General features: G+C 62.4%; 14 protein-coding genes. 7 read left to right on the top strand and 7 right to left on the bottom strand.

The features are described from left to right. The first annotated feature begins 144 nt into the window (after nucleotides 1–144). Nucleotides 145–1,152, top strand: a complete 1,008-nt coding sequence (locus tag CWR53_RS10135; RefSeq protein ID WP_100851420.1) for a zinc-binding alcohol dehydrogenase family protein — start codon at nucleotides 145–147, stop codon at nucleotides 1,150–1,152. Nucleotides 1,153–1,175: 23 nt separating this feature from the next. Here CWR53_RS10135 and CWR53_RS10130 read toward each other — a convergent pair whose 3' ends face one another. Further along, a complete protein-coding gene (locus CWR53_RS10130; RefSeq protein WP_100851419.1) occupies nucleotides 1,176–1,790 on the bottom strand; it encodes a thymidylate kinase in 615 nt (204 codons plus the stop codon). Nucleotides 1,791–1,989: 199 nt separating this feature from the next. Here CWR53_RS10130 and CWR53_RS10125 point away from each other — a divergent pair, with 199 nt between their 5' ends. Next, nucleotides 1,990–4,536: an HWE histidine kinase domain-containing protein gene (locus tag CWR53_RS10125; RefSeq protein WP_100851418.1), complete on the top strand. Its 2,547-nt coding sequence runs from the start codon at nucleotides 1,990–1,992 to the stop codon at nucleotides 4,534–4,536. 130 nt (nucleotides 4,537–4,666) lie between these two features. Here CWR53_RS10125 and CWR53_RS10120 read toward each other — a convergent pair whose 3' ends face one another. Beyond that, nucleotides 4,667–6,310, bottom strand: coding sequence for an acetolactate synthase large subunit (locus CWR53_RS10120; RefSeq protein ID WP_058604990.1), 1,644 nt, complete (start codon nucleotides 6,308–6,310; stop codon nucleotides 4,667–4,669). 168 nt (nucleotides 6,311–6,478) lie between these two features. On the opposite strand from CWR53_RS10120, the gene CWR53_RS10115 reads away from it, so the two are divergent. The 5 genes from CWR53_RS10115 (at nucleotide 6,479) to CWR53_RS10095 (ending at nucleotide 11,798) form a co-directional block, all read left to right on the top strand. Further along, nucleotides 6,479–7,360 carry a LysR family transcriptional regulator gene (locus CWR53_RS10115; RefSeq protein WP_058604991.1) on the top strand — a complete coding sequence of 294 codons (882 nt, stop codon included), beginning with the start codon at nucleotides 6,479–6,481 and terminating at the stop codon, nucleotides 7,358–7,360. A 159-nt stretch (nucleotides 7,361–7,519) separates the two neighbouring features. Next, nucleotides 7,520–8,704, top strand: coding sequence for an MFS transporter (locus CWR53_RS10110; protein WP_178091303.1), 1,185 nt, complete (start codon nucleotides 7,520–7,522; stop codon nucleotides 8,702–8,704). Nucleotides 8,705–8,783: 79 nt separating this feature from the next. Next, nucleotides 8,784–9,635, top strand: a complete 852-nt coding sequence (locus CWR53_RS10105; RefSeq protein WP_100851417.1) for a LysR family transcriptional regulator — start codon at nucleotides 8,784–8,786, stop codon at nucleotides 9,633–9,635. Nucleotides 9,636–9,729: 94 nt separating this feature from the next. Next, on the top strand, nucleotides 9,730–10,725 hold the full coding sequence (locus CWR53_RS10100; protein ID WP_100851416.1) for an aldo/keto reductase: 996 nt from the start codon (nucleotides 9,730–9,732) through the stop codon (nucleotides 10,723–10,725). Nucleotides 10,726–10,847: 122 nt separating this feature from the next. After that, nucleotides 10,848–11,798 (top strand): endonuclease, encoded by a 951-nt coding sequence (locus CWR53_RS10095; RefSeq protein WP_058604994.1) that lies wholly within the window; start codon nucleotides 10,848–10,850, stop codon nucleotides 11,796–11,798. A 24-nt stretch (nucleotides 11,799–11,822) separates the two neighbouring features. Here CWR53_RS10095 and CWR53_RS10090 read toward each other — a convergent pair whose 3' ends face one another. The 5 genes from CWR53_RS10090 to CWR53_RS10070 form a co-directional block, all read right to left on the bottom strand. Next, nucleotides 11,823–12,785, bottom strand: coding sequence for a D-glycerate dehydrogenase (locus CWR53_RS10090; protein ID WP_100851415.1), 963 nt, complete (start codon nucleotides 12,783–12,785; stop codon nucleotides 11,823–11,825). Next, on the bottom strand, nucleotides 12,782–14,086 hold the full coding sequence (locus tag CWR53_RS10085; RefSeq protein ID WP_100851414.1) for an MFS transporter: 1,305 nt from the start codon (nucleotides 14,084–14,086) through the stop codon (nucleotides 12,782–12,784). The genes CWR53_RS10090 and CWR53_RS10085 overlap by 4 nt, the downstream gene beginning before the upstream one ends. 43 nt (nucleotides 14,087–14,129) lie before the next feature. Continuing rightward, a complete protein-coding gene (locus tag CWR53_RS10080) occupies nucleotides 14,130–15,095 on the bottom strand; it encodes a sugar kinase (RefSeq protein ID WP_100851413.1) in 966 nt (321 codons plus the stop codon). Continuing rightward, the gene (locus CWR53_RS10075) at nucleotides 15,088–15,876 is read right to left on the bottom strand and encodes a sugar phosphate isomerase/epimerase (protein WP_100851412.1); all 789 of its coding nucleotides are present in this window, start codon (nucleotides 15,874–15,876) and stop codon (nucleotides 15,088–15,090) included. The genes CWR53_RS10080 and CWR53_RS10075 overlap by 8 nt, the downstream gene beginning before the upstream one ends. 74 nt (nucleotides 15,877–15,950) lie before the next feature. Beyond that, a complete protein-coding gene (locus CWR53_RS10070) occupies nucleotides 15,951–16,970 on the bottom strand; it encodes a LacI family DNA-binding transcriptional regulator (protein ID WP_100851411.1) in 1,020 nt (339 codons plus the stop codon). Nucleotides 16,971–17,083 lie beyond the last annotated feature (113 nt).

Below are 17,083 nucleotides of genomic sequence, written 5' to 3'. Positions count from 1 at the left end.
CAGGCCTCAGGTTTGAATCTTCGCGCATCGACTACCCTCCCGTTTTCACTCCTGAAAAGAAAGTATTAATCCTCTACGCCTGTTTTTCTTCGCAAACGATAGGAATAGCCTAGGCAGGTACCTTTTCACTCAAGGCCCTGCCCCATGAAATCTGTCGTTTACTCGCAGCCCGGCTTGCCGCTGCAAGACCCTCAATCGCTCTATGATGCAGACCTGCCCAAACCGTCCCCCGGTGCGCGAGACCTGCTGGTCGAAGTCAAGGCCATCGCAGTCAACCCGGTCGATACCAAGATTCGCGCCAGCCGTGGCGGTGATCAGCCACAAGTGCTGGGCTGGGATGCGGTCGGCATTGTCCGCGAGGTAGGTGAGCAGGTGACGCTGTTCCAGCCAGGGGATGAGGTGTTCTACGCCGGCGCCATCGACCGCCCCGGCTGCTACAGCGAATTCCATCTGGTAGACGAGCGCATCGTCGGGCGCAAGCCGTCCAGCCTGGATGCTGCCAGCGCCGCCGCGCTGCCACTGACGTCCATCACGGCGTGGGAGCTGCTGTTCGACCGCCTGCGCCTCGAAGAAAACGGCGGTCAGGGTCAGCACCTGCTGATCATCGGCGCTGCTGGTGGGGTGGGTTCGGTCCTGGTGCAATTGGCCCGCCAATTGACCGGGTTGACCGTGATCGCTACCGCATCCAGGGCCCAGACCCAAGCCTGGGTGAAAGACCTGGGCGCGCACCTGGTCATCGACCACACGGCCCCACTGGCCGCCCAGCTCAGCGCACACGGTATCGAAGCGGTCGATCACGTCATCAGCCTGACCCATACCGACACCTACCTTGAGCAACTGATCGAGGTCCTGCGCCCGCAAGGGCAGCTTGCCTTGATCGATGACCCAGCCCAGCTGGATGTGGTCCCACTCAAGCGCAAATCCTTGTCGCTGCACTGGGAGCTGATGTTCACCCGCTCGCTCTATCAGACGCCCGACATGATCAAGCAGCACCAACTGCTTACCCGCATCAGCCAGATGGTCGACAGCGGTGTGCTCAAGACAACGTTGGGTGAACATTTCGGTGCCATCAATGCAAGCAACCTGAAACGGGCGCACGCGGTCATCGAGAGCGGCAAGGCCAGGGGCAAGATCGTGTTGGAAGGCTTCTGAGCACGGCGGCTTGAATGTCGCGTTCAAGCGTGCAACAGCGGGGTGACGGCCTCCATCAACTGCTCTACTGCAGCCGTCACGGTGCCTTCATTCAGACAGAGCAACCAGCCGTGCTCGTTTGCAGCACGGCTGAACGCCTGGGTGCTTGCGATCTGCTCCTGCAAGGTATGCATCACCGTGCTGCCCAGGCCCCGGCGGCGTGCCGCCGCCCTCGCCCAGGACGTTTGCGCCGTGGTGAGCACCGCAATGTGCAGGTCAGGCACCTGCACGCCGTGTTCGATGTTCAACCGCAACACCTGATCGAACGGCACGGTTCGGCGAAACGCTGCGTCCGAGGGGTACCAACGGTCGATCAGGACAATGCTGTCGCCAGGTTGACGCGGCAGTACGTGCCGGGTGATCCAGGCGCGACTTTCAGCCAGTTGTTCGCAGACCTGCCACTCAAGCGCTGGCGAAGGCTGCCTGGCCAGCTGATTGACCAATGCCATGGTCTGCGCGCGTTGTGGATCATTGTTGCGCTCACACAGCCTGACCACCTTGTTGCCCTGGGCTCGCAACGCCTGGGTGAGTGCTTCGAGCAGCGTGGTCTTGCCAGTGCCCTTGGGCCCATCCATGGCGATGAAAAGCGGACGACTCATGCGCGTTTACCTTCACAATCACGGGCCGCATGAAACCACCGAAGCCTGTCATGCACAAGGGCGGGCACCTGGTGCAGACGACCGGCACCCACAAAACTGCTATCCGGGGCACTCACCGGCTATGCCGTACGCGGGTGTGCTGCTAGGCTGACGGCGGCGGCCGCGCAGGCAGCCTCTACATCATCTACAGGCATGGCTAATGACCCTCGACCCACAGGTAAACCTGAGTAATTGCGACCGCGAACCCATTCAGATTCCTGGCAGCATCCAGCCCCATGGCTGCTTGCTGGCCTGCGACGCCACCGCAACCGTGATCTTGCGCCACTCGGTCAATGCGCCGCAGTTACTGGGGGCGGCGCTGCCGTTCAATGGCCTTAAACTCGATGAGGTAATTGGCGGGGAGCTCGCCCATACCTTGCGTAATGCCCTGGCCCGGATACGCGAAGGCTCGCGCCCGGCGTTGAGCTTTGCAGTCGCCCTGCCCGATGGCAGGCGTGTGGATGTATCGGCGCACCGCTTCAAGGGCAGCACCATCCTGGAATTCGAGCCTGCCGGCCAAAACGTTGCAGAACCCATCGAACTTGCGCGCACATTGATCGCGCAGTTGCGTGAAATCGACCAGACCGACCGCCTGTTCCGCGATGCCGCACGGTTTGTCCGTGCAGTACTGGGCTACGACCGGGTGATGATCTACCAACTGGGCACCGATGGCGCCGGCAAAGTGATTGCCGAGGCCAAGCGCAGTACGCTGGAGAGCTTCCTGGGGCAGTATTTTCCCGCTTCGGACATCCCGCAGCAGGCACGCGCCTTGTACCTGCGCAACCCGATCCGTGTCATCCCTGACGTGCAGTTCGAGGCAGTGGCCCTGGAGCCTGTGCTGGACCCTTCGGGCGAGCCATTGGACCTGTCCTATGCGCACCTGCGCAGCGTCTCCCCAATCCACTGCGAATACCTGCAGAACATGGGCGTGGGTGCCACCATGTCCATCTCGATCATTGTCAATGGCGCGCTGTGGGGGTTGATTGCCTGCCACCACTATTCGCCGCGCAACCTGACCATGGGCCGGCGAGTGGCGGCCGAGATGTTCGGCGAGTTCTTTGCCCTGCACATCGAAACATTGCGCAGCCGGCAACAACTCGAAGCGGCCGTGCAGGTGCACGACACGCTCGACCTCATGCTGCGCGATGCCAACCATGCCGCCGACATGCACAGCTTCTTCGAAGACCGGCTGCCAAGGCTGATGTCGCTGATCCCGTGCGATGGCATCGGCATCTCGCTGCAAGGGCGTTGGTCGAGTGCCGGTAGCGTTCCGCCCCGAACCTGCGTGCCTGAATTGTTGCGCTTTGCCGAGAGCGTGGCCGAGGGCAGAACATGGGCATCGAACAGCCTGTCCCAGGCCCATCCGGCGGCCCAGGCCTACTTCAGCGACGTATCGGGCGTGCTGCTCATCCCCATTTCGCAGCGCCCGCAGGACTACATCATGTTCTTTCGCAAGGAAGTGGTGCAGACCCTCGACTGGGCGGGCGACCCTAACAAGACCTATACCAGTGGCGCGATGGGCGATCGGTTGACGCCGCGCACGAGTTTTTCCATATGGAAACAGACCGTGCACCAGCAATCTGCGCCCTGGTCGGAGCAGGATCGGCAGTTCGGAGACGCCATTCGGACTGCCATCGTCGAGGTGTTGCTGCACAACAGCGAACTGCTGGCCAGCGAGCGCTCCAAGGCCGAGGTTCGCCAGCGGGTACTCAATGAGGAGCTCAACCACAGGGTCAAGAATATTCTGTCACTGATTGGTGCACTGGTCGCCCATCCCACGGCCGAGGGCCAGACGCTCAAGGGTTACGTGAGCACCCTGCAAGGCCGCATCCAGGCCCTGTCGCTGGCCCACGACCAGGTCGTGCGGGGTGACGGTGGTGGGCGCCTGGCGATGTTGCTCGATGCCGAACTGTCGCCTTATCGCACGGCGATCGCCGACATCGTCATGCAAGGCCCCAACGTAATTCTCGATGCCAGGGCCTACTCGGTAATGGCCCTGGTGCTGCACGAACTGGCGACCAACGCCGCCAAGTACGGTGCGCTGTCATGCCCAGGAGGGCGGCTGTGCGTCAGCTGGGCAATCGACGCTGCGGGCGCCTGCGCCATTATCTGGCAGGAAAGCGGTGGCCCGCCGGTGCAGGTGCCCAGGCGTCGAGGTTTCGGGTCGGTCCTCATCGAGCGCAGCATCCCGTTCGATCTAGGCGGTACCAGTAGCGTGGAATACTATCCTGAAGGGGTTCAGGGCTTGTTCACGCTGCCAGCCCGGCACCTGGCGGTCGCGGAATCCGAGCCTGCGCCTGCTGCTGCCTCGCCCCTGATCGATTCGACAGACGCATTCGCCGCACGACCTGGCCTGAGCGTGATGATTCTGGAGGATCAGTTGGTCATTGCCATCGGCCTCGAGCAAATCCTCAACGATGCCCAAATCGAGCACGTCATCACGGCCAGTTCCGAACAGGAAGCCTTGCAGATATTGGAGCGGCACTCACCCGACGCCGCCATTCTCGATGTGAACCTGGGAAGAGGTACGTCCATTGCCGTGGCCGAGGCATTGGTACGTCGGCGCATCCCTTTCCTGTTCGCAACCGGTTATGGCGATGGCATCAGTATTCCCGCGCACTTGAAGCACATTCCGGTCACGCGCAAACCCTATGACATGAGTACCATCGTGATGAGCCTTCGTGGCCTGCTTGAACCCCAGGACTGAAGACGCTCAAAGCACGGCGGCCATTGCGGCCGCCGCATACAGCGGGAGATTACATCTACACCGCCTGTTGCATCTGGTCGATGCAACAGGATGAACGACTCAGCGATCAGCCACAGCGTGTGGGTACGCTTCAGATCGCCAGCGCTCGCTCACGCAGCTCGCTGTTGAGAATGCGGTCGTTTTCGCTGTAGTCGACCGGGCAGTCGATCACATGAACGCCTGGGGTAGTGATGCAGTGCTCCAGCAGTGGCAACAGGCCCTCAGCGCTTTCGACACGGTGGCCGGTGGCGCCGTAGGCTTCGGCGTACTTGACGAAGTCTGGGTTGCCATAGTCCAGGCCGAAGTCGGTGAAGCCCATGTTGGCCTGCTTCCAGCGGATCATGCCGTAGCCATCGTCACGCAGAATCACCACGGTGATGTGCATGCCCAGACGCACAGCGGTTTCCAGTTCCTGGCTGTTCATCATGAAGCCGCCGTCGCCGCACACCGAAATCACCGGGCGGTCCGGATAGACCAGGTGCGAGGCCATGGCCGACGGCAAGCCGGCACCCATGGTCGCCAGGGCGTTGTCCAGCAACACGGTGTTGGGCTTGTGCGCCTTGTAATTGCGGGCAAACCAGATCTTGTAGATGCCGTTGTCCAGGGCCACGATGCCCTCGGAAGGCAGTACACGGCGGATATCGGCCACCAGGCGCTGTGGATAGACCGGGAAGCGGTCGTCGTCGCCGCCTTCGGCAATCTGCGCCTCGTTGGCTTCACGAATGGCCATCAGGCGGGTGAAGTCCCAGTGCGCGGTGTCGGTCAGTTGTTCGCTGATCTGCCACACGGCGTTGGCGATGTCGCCGATCACTTCGACCTGAGGGAAGTACACGGCATCGACTTCGGCGGAGCGGAAGCTGATGTGGATGACTTCGGTGCCGCCACGGACCATGAAGAACGGCGGCTTCTCGATCACGTCGTGGCCGATGTTGATGATCAGGTCGGCCGCTTCGATCGCACGGTGCACGAAATCACCGGACGACAACGCCGCGTTGCCCAGGAAGCGCGGGTGACGCTCGTCGACCACGCCCTTGCCCATCTGGGTGGTGATGAACGGGATGCCGGTCTTGTCGATCAGCTGCTTGAGCACCTTGGCCGTCATCTTGCGGTTGGCACCGGCACCGATCACCAGAATCGGGCTGCGAGCCTTTTGCAGTTTTTCCACAGCCGCTTCGATGGCCACGTGCTCGGCCAGCGGACGACGGTGCAGGCTGCGCGGAATAGGCAGGGCGTCGGTCTGCTCGGCGGCGATGTCTTCAGGCAGTTCCAGGTGCACGGCACCCGGCTTTTCTTCCTCGGCCAGGCGGAAGGCTTCGCGCATGCGGGCCGGGATGTTGTCGGCCGAGGCGAACTGATGGGTGTACTTGGTGATGGGGTCCATCATGCCGCATACGTCGATGATCTGGAAACGGCCCTGCTTGGACTTCTTGATCGGCTTCTGCCCGGTGATCATCATCATCGGCATGCCGCCCAGGTAGGCATAGGCGCTGGCGGTGACCAGGTTGGTGGCACCGGGGCCCAGGGTGGAAAGGCTGACGCCGGTCTTGCCGGTCAGGCGACCGTAGGTGGCAGCCATGAAGCCTGCAGACTGTTCATGGCGGGTCAGTACCAGCTTGATCTTCGACTTGCGCAGGGATTCGAGCAGGTCGAGGTTTTCTTCACCGGGAATGCCGAACACATACTCGACACCTTCGTTTTCCAGGCATTGCACAACGACATCGGCGGCCTTGGCCATTTAATGTACTACCTCAAGATCCAGGGAGGATGCAGCCGGCTGGCTGCGTGACTGAGATGTTGCAGGATGTCTCAGTGCCGCGCATCGTAGGCCTTGGCGTTAATAATAGTAAATATATTGTTATGATGCTGAGCATCACAGAACGTTATCAATCCTGGAATGCCCTAAATGAATCTCAAGGCGCTGCGTTGTTGCGTCGAAATAGTCCGCCAAGGCAGCTTCACCAAGGCCGCTCAGCACCTGCATATCGCCCAGCCTGCGCTGAGCATGGCCGTGACCCGCCTTGAAGAAGAACTGGGCGTCAGTTTGTTCAACCGCACCACGCGCAAGGTGGTACTGACCGTGGAAGGCGAGCAATTTTTGCCCCGCATCGCATCAGCCTTGCGGGAGATGGACGTGGCCCGCCAGGCACTGCGTGACATGGCCGACCTCAAACGCGGCGAAGTGCGGCTGGGGATCCCGCCCATGTTCGGCCTGCACTATGTGCCCGGGTTGATGAACGCCTTTCGCAGGCTTTATCCCGGCATCGCCATGACCGTGTTCGAGGGCAGCGCCGAAGACATTGGCCAGCGCCTAGAGCAACGAGAAATCGACCTGGCGCTGCTCGAGTCCCGCCGCGTGCCCGCGGATAAGGAATCGATCCTGTTGGGCAGCGACGAGATGCTGGCCTGCATGCACCCGGATCACCCCTACGCCGGCAAGGCAAGCCTGACTGCCGAAGACCTGCGCAGCACCGACATGGTGGTGTTCGACCGTACATTCGTGCAGCGCCAGTTGCTCGACGCCTTCTTTGCCGAACACGGCATTACCTACCAAGTGGCATTGCAGAGCAATTTCGTCTCGTTGGTGGTCCAGGCTGCACTGGACAACATGGGCGTGGCCACATTGTTGCGCTCCGTGCAATTACGAACGCCAGGTATCGTCGGTGTGCCGTTCGAGCCTGCCCAGCAGATGAGTTTCCGGCTGTGCTGGCGGTCGGGTGAGTACCTATCGCTGGCCAGCCAGCGCTTCATCGACTTTGCCGGACAGAGTCAATATCTAGATCGCTAACGCTAGGGAGTACATCTGTACTCCACCTCGCATTCGCCCTACTTTTGCGCCCGTTAGAAGACCGCTGATTGCGTCGGCGAGCGAGTCGGCGCGGCTCGACGCACCGTTCGCGTTGCCATTATCATCCCTTGAACGTTTCAGCATGTTTCAAGGAGCCAGATGTCAGTTTTAGAACCCTCCCCGTTGCCCAGCAAAAGCACGGTCGTAAAAATGGAAGCCGCCATGGCGCTGGGCAGCTTCGCCATTGGCACCGGTGAGTTCGCCATCATGGGCCTGATGCCGGATATCGCCAGTAACCTGAACCTGAGCGAACCCCAGGTCGGACATGCCATCAGCGCCTACGCGCTGGGGGTCATGGTGGGCGCACCCACCTTGGCCATCCTTGGCGCCAAGATCCTGCGCAAGCACATGCTGCTGTTGCTGATGGGCCTGTACGCGCTGGGTAACCTGGCCACCGCCTTCGCACCTTCATTTGGCGGGCTGATCGCGTTTCGCTTCATCAGCGGCCTGCCCCACGGTGCGTACTTTGGCATTGCCGCAGTCGTGGCCTCGAGCATGGTGGCCAACAACCAGCGCGCAGGCGCCGTGGCTCGGGTCATGATGGGGCTTACCTTGGCCATGTTGCTGGGCAACCCGATCGCCACCTTTCTGGGCCAGTACTTTGGCTGGCGTTCGGCATTCGTGCTGGTCGGGCTGATCGCCGTGTGCACCATCGCCATGGTGTGGCGCTTCGTGCCCCAGCGTCATGATGAGGTGCGCAGTGACCCGCGCAAGGAGCTCAAGGCCTTCACCTTGCCCCAGGTCTGGATGGCGCTGGGCATTGCGTCCATCGGCTTTGCCGGGATGTTCTGCGTGTTCAGCTACCTGGCCCCGACCATGCTCGAAGTGACCCGCGTGGCGCCGCAGTGGATTCCGTTTGGCCTGGCAGCCTTCGGCGTGGGCGGCATTGTCGGCAATATCGTCGGCGGCAAATTGTTCGACCGCTTGCAGTTCCGCGCCGTGGGGCTGGTGCTGGCGTGGTCGGTGTTGGTCCTGCTGTTCTTCACCTTTGCCGCCGCGAACCTGTGGAGCCTGCTGCTGGGCATCGGCCTGGTGGGTACCATGATCGCCCTGGCAGCGCCCTTGCAAATCCGCCTGATGGACATCGCTCACGAAGCCCCAAGCCTTGCAGCGGCCTCGAACCATGCCGCCTTCAACTTGGCCAACGCCCTGGGCCCATGGTTGGGAGGCATGGCGATCACGGCGGGGTTGGGCTGGACCAGTACAGGTTACATCGGCGCCGCCATGGCGCTGCTGGGGCTGGGGCTCTATGTTGTCGCACGGCGCATGAAAGGCGGCGCTTGAGCCAAGGCTACATTCCCGCACGGGCTGGTATCCAAGACGGTGTCTGGCCCTCTCAGACCTATAACTGCCGAGCCCGCTCATGTTCGATTGGGAAGACTTACGCCATTTCTCGACCTTCTGCGCGACCGGGTCGCTGTCTGCCGCCGCCAGGGTACTGTCAGTCGACCACGCTACCGTCGCTCGGCGGATCGCATCCCTCGAGGCTTCGCTCAACCTGAAGCTGGTCGACCGCCGCGCACGGGCCTATGTGCTCACCGAGGATGGCGAGCGCGTGGGCGAGTTGGCCGGTCAGATGGCCGCATCGTCCTTCGCCCTCGAACACTTTGCCAGCGCCGGTCAACAAACGGTAGAAGGTGAAGTGATCCTCTCGGCACCGCCCGCCTTGCTGGGCAGCATCATCGCAAGGCGCCTGGGGGACCTTTACAAGCACTACCCCCAACTGCGCCTGCGGCTGGTGGGCAGCAAATCTCGGGCATCCCTGGCCAGGCGCGAGGCCGACATCAGCATCGTCCTGTCACGGCCCACCGAGCCGACCCTGGTGGTCAGCCTGCTCGGGCACCTGGACTATCGTTTGTATGCCAGTGCCGATTACCAAGCCAGCGGTTCGGCACGCCGGTACATTGGCTATGACGCCTCCCAGGCCCATTCACCGCAGCAACAGTGGCTCAACCGCCAGGCGGGCGAGCAACCCTTCGCCTTGCTGAGCAACGACTTGCGCATCCAGGCCCAGGCGTGTGCCGGAAGCATAGGCATCGCTTGCCTGCCCGCCTTCATGGCCCAAGAGCACGGGTTGACCGTCGCTGGCCAGCCTGAGCAGACCATGAGTATCGAGATCTGGCTGGCGGTGCATGAAGACGTGCGCGCCACGCCGCGGATAAAGGCAGTGACCGATTTCCTGCAGCAGCAGATCAAGCCCCTGTTGCGCTTGTGAATTCCTGCAGGTCCCACTTGCAGCAACACGGAATTTGCCCGCATGGCCAACGCGGGTACGCTGCACCTATTCAAAGGCTGACGAGGACACACTGATGCAATACGTGAAATTGGGTACCACCGGGTTGGACATTTCCAGGTTGTGCCTGGGCTGCATGACCTTCGGCGAGCCGGATGCCGGCACGCACCCCTGGACACTGGGCGAAGACGCGAGCAGGCCCATCATTCGCCATGCCGTCGAGCAGGGCATCAATTTTTTCGACACGGCCAATAGCTATTCCGCGGGCACCTCAGAGGTGATCCTCGGCAAACTGCTCAAGGAATTCACCCGGCGTGACGAGACGGTGATCGCCACCAAGGTTTTCTACCCGGCCAACATGTGGCAGGGCGGCAGCCGCCCCAATGAGCAAGGGTTGTCGCGCAAGGCGATCATGACCAGTATCGACGCCAGCCTGTCGCGTTTGGGCACCGACTACGTCGACCTGTACCAGATCCACCGCTGGGACTACACCACACCCATCGAAGAGACCATGGAAGCGCTCAATGACGTGGTCAGGGCGGGCAAGGCCCGCTATATCGGCGCTTCGTCAATGTATGCCTGGCAATTTGCCAAGGCGCAGCAGGTAGCCGCCAGCAACGGCTGGAGCCGTTTCGTGTCGATGCAGAACTTCCTGAACCTGCTGTACCGTGAAGAAGAGCGCGAAATGATTCCCCTGTGCCTGGATCAGGGCGTCGGGCTCATGCCTTGGAGCCCCATGGCACGTGGTCGCCTGACCCGCCCCAACGGGCAGCAGACCGAACGGACCCGTACCGATCTGTCCGGGCAGTCATTCTTCGAGAAAACCGAGGCGCAAGACGGACGCGTCATCGACGTGGTCGAACAGATTGCCCAGGAGCGTGGCGTGCCGATGGCCCAAGTGGCGCTTGCCTGGGTACTGGGCAAGCAAGGGGTCAGCTCACCCATCGTCGGTGCGTCCAAGCCTGCCCACCTGGACGACGCCTTGGCCGCCATCGACCTGCGCCTGACGGCTGAGGAGACCGCTCGACTCGAGGCACCCTACGTGCCCCATGCAGTCACGGGTTACAAATAGCATCACGCCTTCCCTGCGACCATTGGCCACCCGTTTTCCTACGCGTGGTGGTCAATGCGTGCTGTCTGCTCTGGGTAGAAGTACTACAATGCACGCCCCTGTAATCTGCGTGTTGTTTACCCATGAAATCATTGCGTTACGCCCTTTATCTGCTTCTGATTCTAAGTTGTCCTGTTTGGGCAAACCCGCCCTCCACTTTTGCTGAAGCCAAGGTCGTGGCAAAGCAGCAGGTCTACATGGACCAGGGCAAGAGCGCCATGGGCGAGCTGTATTGCGGCTGCCAATGGACATGGGTAGGCAAGTCAGGCGGACGGATCGACGCGGCTTCGTGCGGCTACCAGACCCGCAAACAGCAAAACCGCGCCGAGCGCACCGAGTGGGAGCACATCGTGCCGGCCCATACCTTCGGCAACCAACGCCAGTGCTGGAAAAACGGCGGCCGGGAACACTGCGTGGACAGCGACCCGGTATTCCGCGCCATGGAGGCCGACCTCTTCAACCTCTACCCTGCCGTCGGGGAGGTCAACGGTGACCGCAGCAATTTCAACTACGGCATGGTCAGTGGCAACCAGGGCGAATATGGCCAGTGCACGACCAAGGTGGATTTTGCCCAGCGCGCGGCCGAGCCCAGAGATGAAGTCAAGGGCCTGGTCGCCCGTACCACGTTCTACATGTTCGATCGCTACCGCCTGAACATGTCGCGCCAACAGCAACAGCTGCTGATGGCATGGGACCGCCAGCACCCCGTTTCAGCCTGGGAAAAAGAGCGCGACAGACGCATTTCCGCCATCATGGGCCACGCCAACCCGTTCGTCACGGGCGAACGCAAGTGGACCCTGAACTACACCCCCACGGGCGATGGCGTGCAGCCGTCGCTGGCGGCGCCTGCCCGTACCACCGTAGCAAGCCAAGCCCCCGTGGGCGCCGTGCTGGGCAACCGCAACAGCCACGTGTATCACTTGTCTGCCGGGTGCCCGGGCTATCACCAGGTCGCGCCCAAGAACCAGGTCGCTTTCGCGACCGAGGTAGAAGCCCAGGCAGCGGGCTACCGCAAAGCCGGCAACTGCCGCTGATCGACCATCCTCAGCGGCGGCGCATCAGCCGTTGACCGCGTTGGCTGGGCGTCTACCCGCCAGCGCGGCGAGCATGTTGTCCACGGCGCAACGCGCCATCGCTTGCCGGGTTTCTTCGGTGGCCGAACCTATGTGCGGGGTGGCCACCACGTTAGCCAGCCGCAGCAAAGGCGAGTCGACCGCCAATGGCTCCTGAACGAACACATCCAGGCCCGCGCCGCGGATGCGCCGTGTTTCGAGGGCATCGATCAGCGCCTGTTCGTCCACGACACGCCCTCGGGAGATATTGATCAGGATGGCCGCAGGTTTCATCAGCGCCAGTTCCTTGCGCCCGATCAGCCCCTCGGTAGCTGCGCTCAACGGGACGGTGAGGCAGACGAAATCTGCCTGTGCCAATAGCGCGTCCAGCGCAACGCGTCTGGCCCCGTAGCGGGCCTCGACGTCAGGCTTGGGTCGCTGGCTGTGGTAGATCACCTGCATGCCGAAACCCGCGGCCGCCCGCCGCGCCAGTGCTTCGCCGATACGCCCCATGCCGACGATGCCCAGCGTCTTGCCGTGTACGTCGCTGCCGAACTGCGCAGGGCCAAGGCTTGATTGCCAATGACCATCGCGCACCCAGTTGGCCAGTTCCACCACCCGCCTGGCCGTGGCCAGGATCAGTGCGAAGCCAGTGTCGGCCGTGGTTTCGGTCAACACATCGGGCGTGTTGGTGAGCACGATGCCGCGTCGATCAAGGTCGGTGATGTCGTAGTTGTCCACGCCCACCGACACACTGGAAATGACCTCAAGCTCGGGCGCCAGGTCGAGCAGGCTGGCATCCAGGCGCAAACTGGCGCCTAGCAGGCCGTGGGCGCCGGGCAGCGCATCACGCAAGCGCGCCATCCCATCGGGGCGGGCCAGGTCGACGGTGGTGACCTCTGCCGCGGCCTGAAGGCGCGCGAGCAAGTCGTGGGACAACGCCTTGTACAACACGATGCGTTTTTTCATGTTGGGTTCCTGAAGGGGGTGGCCGGACGCAGGCAAGGCGTCTTGGCGCGCCCGGAGGTGGTTGAGTTGTTCAGCGCTGCGGTCAGGGCGACGGCACACAGCAGCGCGCCACACATGAACAGGTACGACGCTGCGGGGCTACCCGTGGCGCCGTTGAGGTATCCCACCAGCCACGAGCCACCGAATGAGCCCAGCGCGCCCATGCTGTTGATCAAGGCCATGGCGCCACCGGCCACGTTGGCCGGCAGAATCTCGGGCACGATTGCGAAGAACGGACCGTAGGGGGCATACATGCAGGCCCCGGCGACCACCAGCAGGGCGTACGACAACCAGAAGTGCTCGGTCCCCAATGCGTAGGAACCGTAGAAAGCGAGCGCTGCCACCAGCAGCGGTGGCCACACGAAGCGCTTGCGCCGTTGCATCCGATCAGAGGCCCAGGAGACGCCCACCATGGCAATCACCGCCGCCAGGTAAGGCACCGAGGCCAGCCAGCCGGCCTCGACGATGTCGACGTTGGCCGCCTGTTTGAGGATCGAGGGCAGCCACAGCACGAAGCCATATACGCCAATGCTCCAGCAGAAATACTGCAGTGACAGGATGATCACCTGCGGCGAGCGAAACGCCTCACGATAGTTCTTGACCGGCTTGATGCCCTGCTGCTCTGCTGCCAGTGCCTGTTGCAGATCATTTTTCTCCTGCTCGCTCAGCCAGGAAACCTGCGCAGGCCGGTCATCGACCAGGCGCCACCAGCAAAACGCCCAGATCACCGCCGGCAAGCCTTCGATGATGAACATCCAGCGCCAGTCGAAATGCTTGATCAGGTAGCCCGATACCACCGACATCCACAGGATGGTCACTGGGTTGCCCAGCATCAGGAAGGTGTTGGCACGCGAGCGTTCCGCACGGGTGAACCAATGGCACAGGTAGACCAGCATGGCCGGCATCACCGCCGCCTCCACCACGCCCAGCAGAAAACGGATGCCGATCAACATGTACACGTTGCTGACCATGCCGGTCAGCGTGGCCAGCCCACCCCACAGGATCAGGCAGACGAAGATAAGCTTCTTGACGCTGCGCTTTTCGGCATAGATAGCACCCGGCACCTGGAAGAAGAAGTAGCCCAGAAAGAACAGCGCACCCAGTAGGGAGGACAGCACAGGGGTGATGTGCAGGTCTTCGGCCATGCCCGATGCTGCTGCGAAGCCGTAGTTGGCACGGTCCAGGTAGGCAAGGCTGTAGGTGATGAACACGATGGGGATGATGTACCACCAGCGGCGTGGCGCCAGGCTTGTACGTTTCATGGTGAGTTTCTCCTGAGCTTGTTGTTTTTGTGCGACAGGTGATTCAGGCCGTGCATATTTCAGGGTTATGTGGGAATTCGTATGCCGTCAGGTCCTGCCGGCGCGGCAAGCCCTCCATGTCACCGCGCGACTGCACGGCGCGGCTGCCGCACCAATTGCCACGGGCAACGGCGTGCTCGACGGGCTGGCCTTCGAGCAAGGCGCTGAGCACACCGACGGCGAAGGCATCGCCAGCGCCCACGGTGTCGACCACCCATGGCGCGGGTACGGCCGCGACCTGGCCCTCGTCGTTGGCGCTGCGGTAATAGGCGCCCGCCTCGCCCAGCTTGATCACCACCAGGTCCACACCAAGGTCCAGGTAAAAGCCGGCGATCTCGGCAGGTGTCTGACGACCCGTGAGCAGACGCCCCTCCTCCAGCCCCGGCAACACCCAGTTGGCCTGGGCAGCAATGGCGTTGATCTCCTCGATCATGCGCTGCTTGTCGGGCCATAGCGTCGGGCGCAGGTTGGGGTCGAATGAGATGGTGCGACCGGCTGTGCGCATCTGGCTGACCAACGCCTGGGCCAGCGTCCGACAGCCATCCGACAGCGCCAGCGGAATGCCGGTTACATGCAGGTGGCCCGCGCTCAGCCAGGCAGGATCCAGCATCGAAGCACTCATGTGGCTGGCTGCCGAGCCACGCCGGAAATACTCGACGACCGGATCACTGCCATCATCGCAGCGCGCCTTCAGTTGAAAACCCGTAGGGTGAGTGGGGTCAACCTGCACATCCGCGCAGTCGAGCCCTTCTGCACGCAAGCTGTCGAGCACGAAGCGCCCCAGCGAGTCGTTGCCTACCCGGCTGATCCAGCGCACGCCAAAGCCAAGGCGCGACAACCCGATGGCGACATTGCTGTCGGCGCCGGCGATGCGTTTGCCGAACCGCTCGACCTGTGCGAGATCCCCCACATCATCGGCCACGAACATGGCCATGGTCTCGCCGAAGCACAACACGTCATGATCAGGCATGGCTCAGCTCCCGTGTGTCATGGCGCGCACCCAGTGCGGACAGTTGACGTACATGGCTGCGCGTTACGGTCAACAAGTCTTCGCCGAGCAGCGGGTATTCGACCGTGCGTACCACCCCAGGTGTGAAATGGGCCAGTATCTGCTGCCAGTGCCCAAGGTCGGGCGCCTGAGGTGCCGCGGCAGCCAGGCGCCCGGTGGCATGGCGTATCACTGCCTTGCAATGCACGTACTCCACCCAACGTCCAAGCCGGTTGGCGGCCTCCAGCACAGGCTCGTCCAGCCACTGCCAGTTGCCGATGTCGAACGTCATGCCGACCCGCACACCGCACGCCTGTGCCTGTTCGAAGAAACCCACGAGCGGCGTTATCCGCCCACCGTGCTCAGTCTGGTCGTTCTCGACCAGCAATACCGGGCCGTCCTCGGTCAGCAGCGCCCGCAATGCCCGCATGTCGACGTCACCCCGGTAATGCCCCAGGGACACCTTCACCGCCACAGCTCCAAGTGCCTTGGCGATGCGCAGCTTGGCCTTCAACTCGGGCGCGAGGACCCCTTGGGCGCACCAGAGCTCCAGCGGCGTGGAGTACAGACACTGCAGCCCTGCACCGGCGATGAATGCACCCAGGGCAGTCGGGTCGGGCTGACATGAGAACAACTCCTCACGTAACTCCACGCGGCTTGCCCCGGCGCTGGCCAGCAGATCGATGAACTGCTCCTGACCGCGTTGTCGGACGAAGTCTGCGCCGTAGCTGGACAGGCTGATGGAAACAGGATTTGCATGCATTGTTATTGTCCTATGAAACCGGTTTCATTTTTAAACGGCAGGCATCGCGGGCAAGCCGCAGGCCGCCGTTGTGTTCAGCGTGGGTGGGTGGAACCTCGTATGATCAGCGACGCTTTGAAATCGATGCGCCGGGCGGCGCCTTGTTCACCGTGCAGGCGACTGAGCAAGTGTTCGAAGGCTGCCATACCGATGCGTTCGGTGGGCTGCGCCAGGGCCGTGATGCCGTTGCCAACCAAGGGGTACCAGTCAAGGTCGTCCAATGCGATCACCCCGACCTCACCGAACAGCGCATGCCCGGCCTCGCGCAATGCGGTGGTCACCGCCAGCGTCGCAACGCCATTGAGGGTGAAAAGTGCCTTGGGACGGGTGCCGTCGCTCCCCAGGAAGCGGGTGAGCGCTTGCGTCAATCCAGGGTCGGTTGGCACCACCTGGCACTGCATGTCAGCACGGGTTTGGACAAGGGCTGTCAACGCCTGGACGCGCTCGGCTCGCGAGCTGGTACCGTCCAACGGCTCGGTAACGGCGAGAATGTTTCGGTAACCACGGGCGTGTAGATGCTCGATACCCTGCTGCATCGCGTGCGCATTGTCCAGGCCGACCAGGTCGGCGTTGAGCTCAGGCAACTGCCGGTCGACCAGCACGATGGGCAGGTCGCGCATGACGGTAAGCAACTCACCCGGGTGGTGGCCCAGGGTGTTCACGATCAGTCCTTCCACGTTGTAAGACTGCAAGGCGCGCAGGTGGTGGCGCTCTTGCTCGTCATCGCGGTTGGTGTTGCACACGACCAGGCTGTAGCCATGCTGGCGGCACGCCGTCTCCACGCCGTGCATAACGGCGACCGAATAGGGGTTGAGAATATCGGCGACCAACATGCCGATCAGCCGTGTCTGCCCGCGCTTGAGCCCGCGCGCCATCTGGTTCGGCCGATAGCCAAGCTGCTCGATCACCTCGCCCAGGCGCTGGGCAGTGGCATCGGCCAGCAATTGGCGATCGCCCCCGATGTACCGGGAAACGGTGGCCTTCGAGACGCCTGCGACACGGGCCACCTCGCTGATGGTGACACGGTCGCGCACTGGCGCGGGTGCTGGGCTCATGATGGGACCTTATGGTTGTTGTGATCATGATGAAACCGGTTTCACTAGAACAAAAACACCTTTGCGCGTCAATCCACCGTTGATCGGGAATCCTCCGTGCCGCTTGTTTCCGG

The sequence above is a fragment of the Pseudomonas sp. SGAir0191 genome (genome assembly GCF_002812565.2).
In the GTDB taxonomy this organism is placed as follows: domain Bacteria; phylum Pseudomonadota; class Gammaproteobacteria; order Pseudomonadales; family Pseudomonadaceae; genus Aquipseudomonas; species Aquipseudomonas parafulva_B.
The sequence above is the reverse complement of the archived record's forward strand: the minus strand, read 5'-3'. Positions and strand labels throughout refer to the sequence as shown.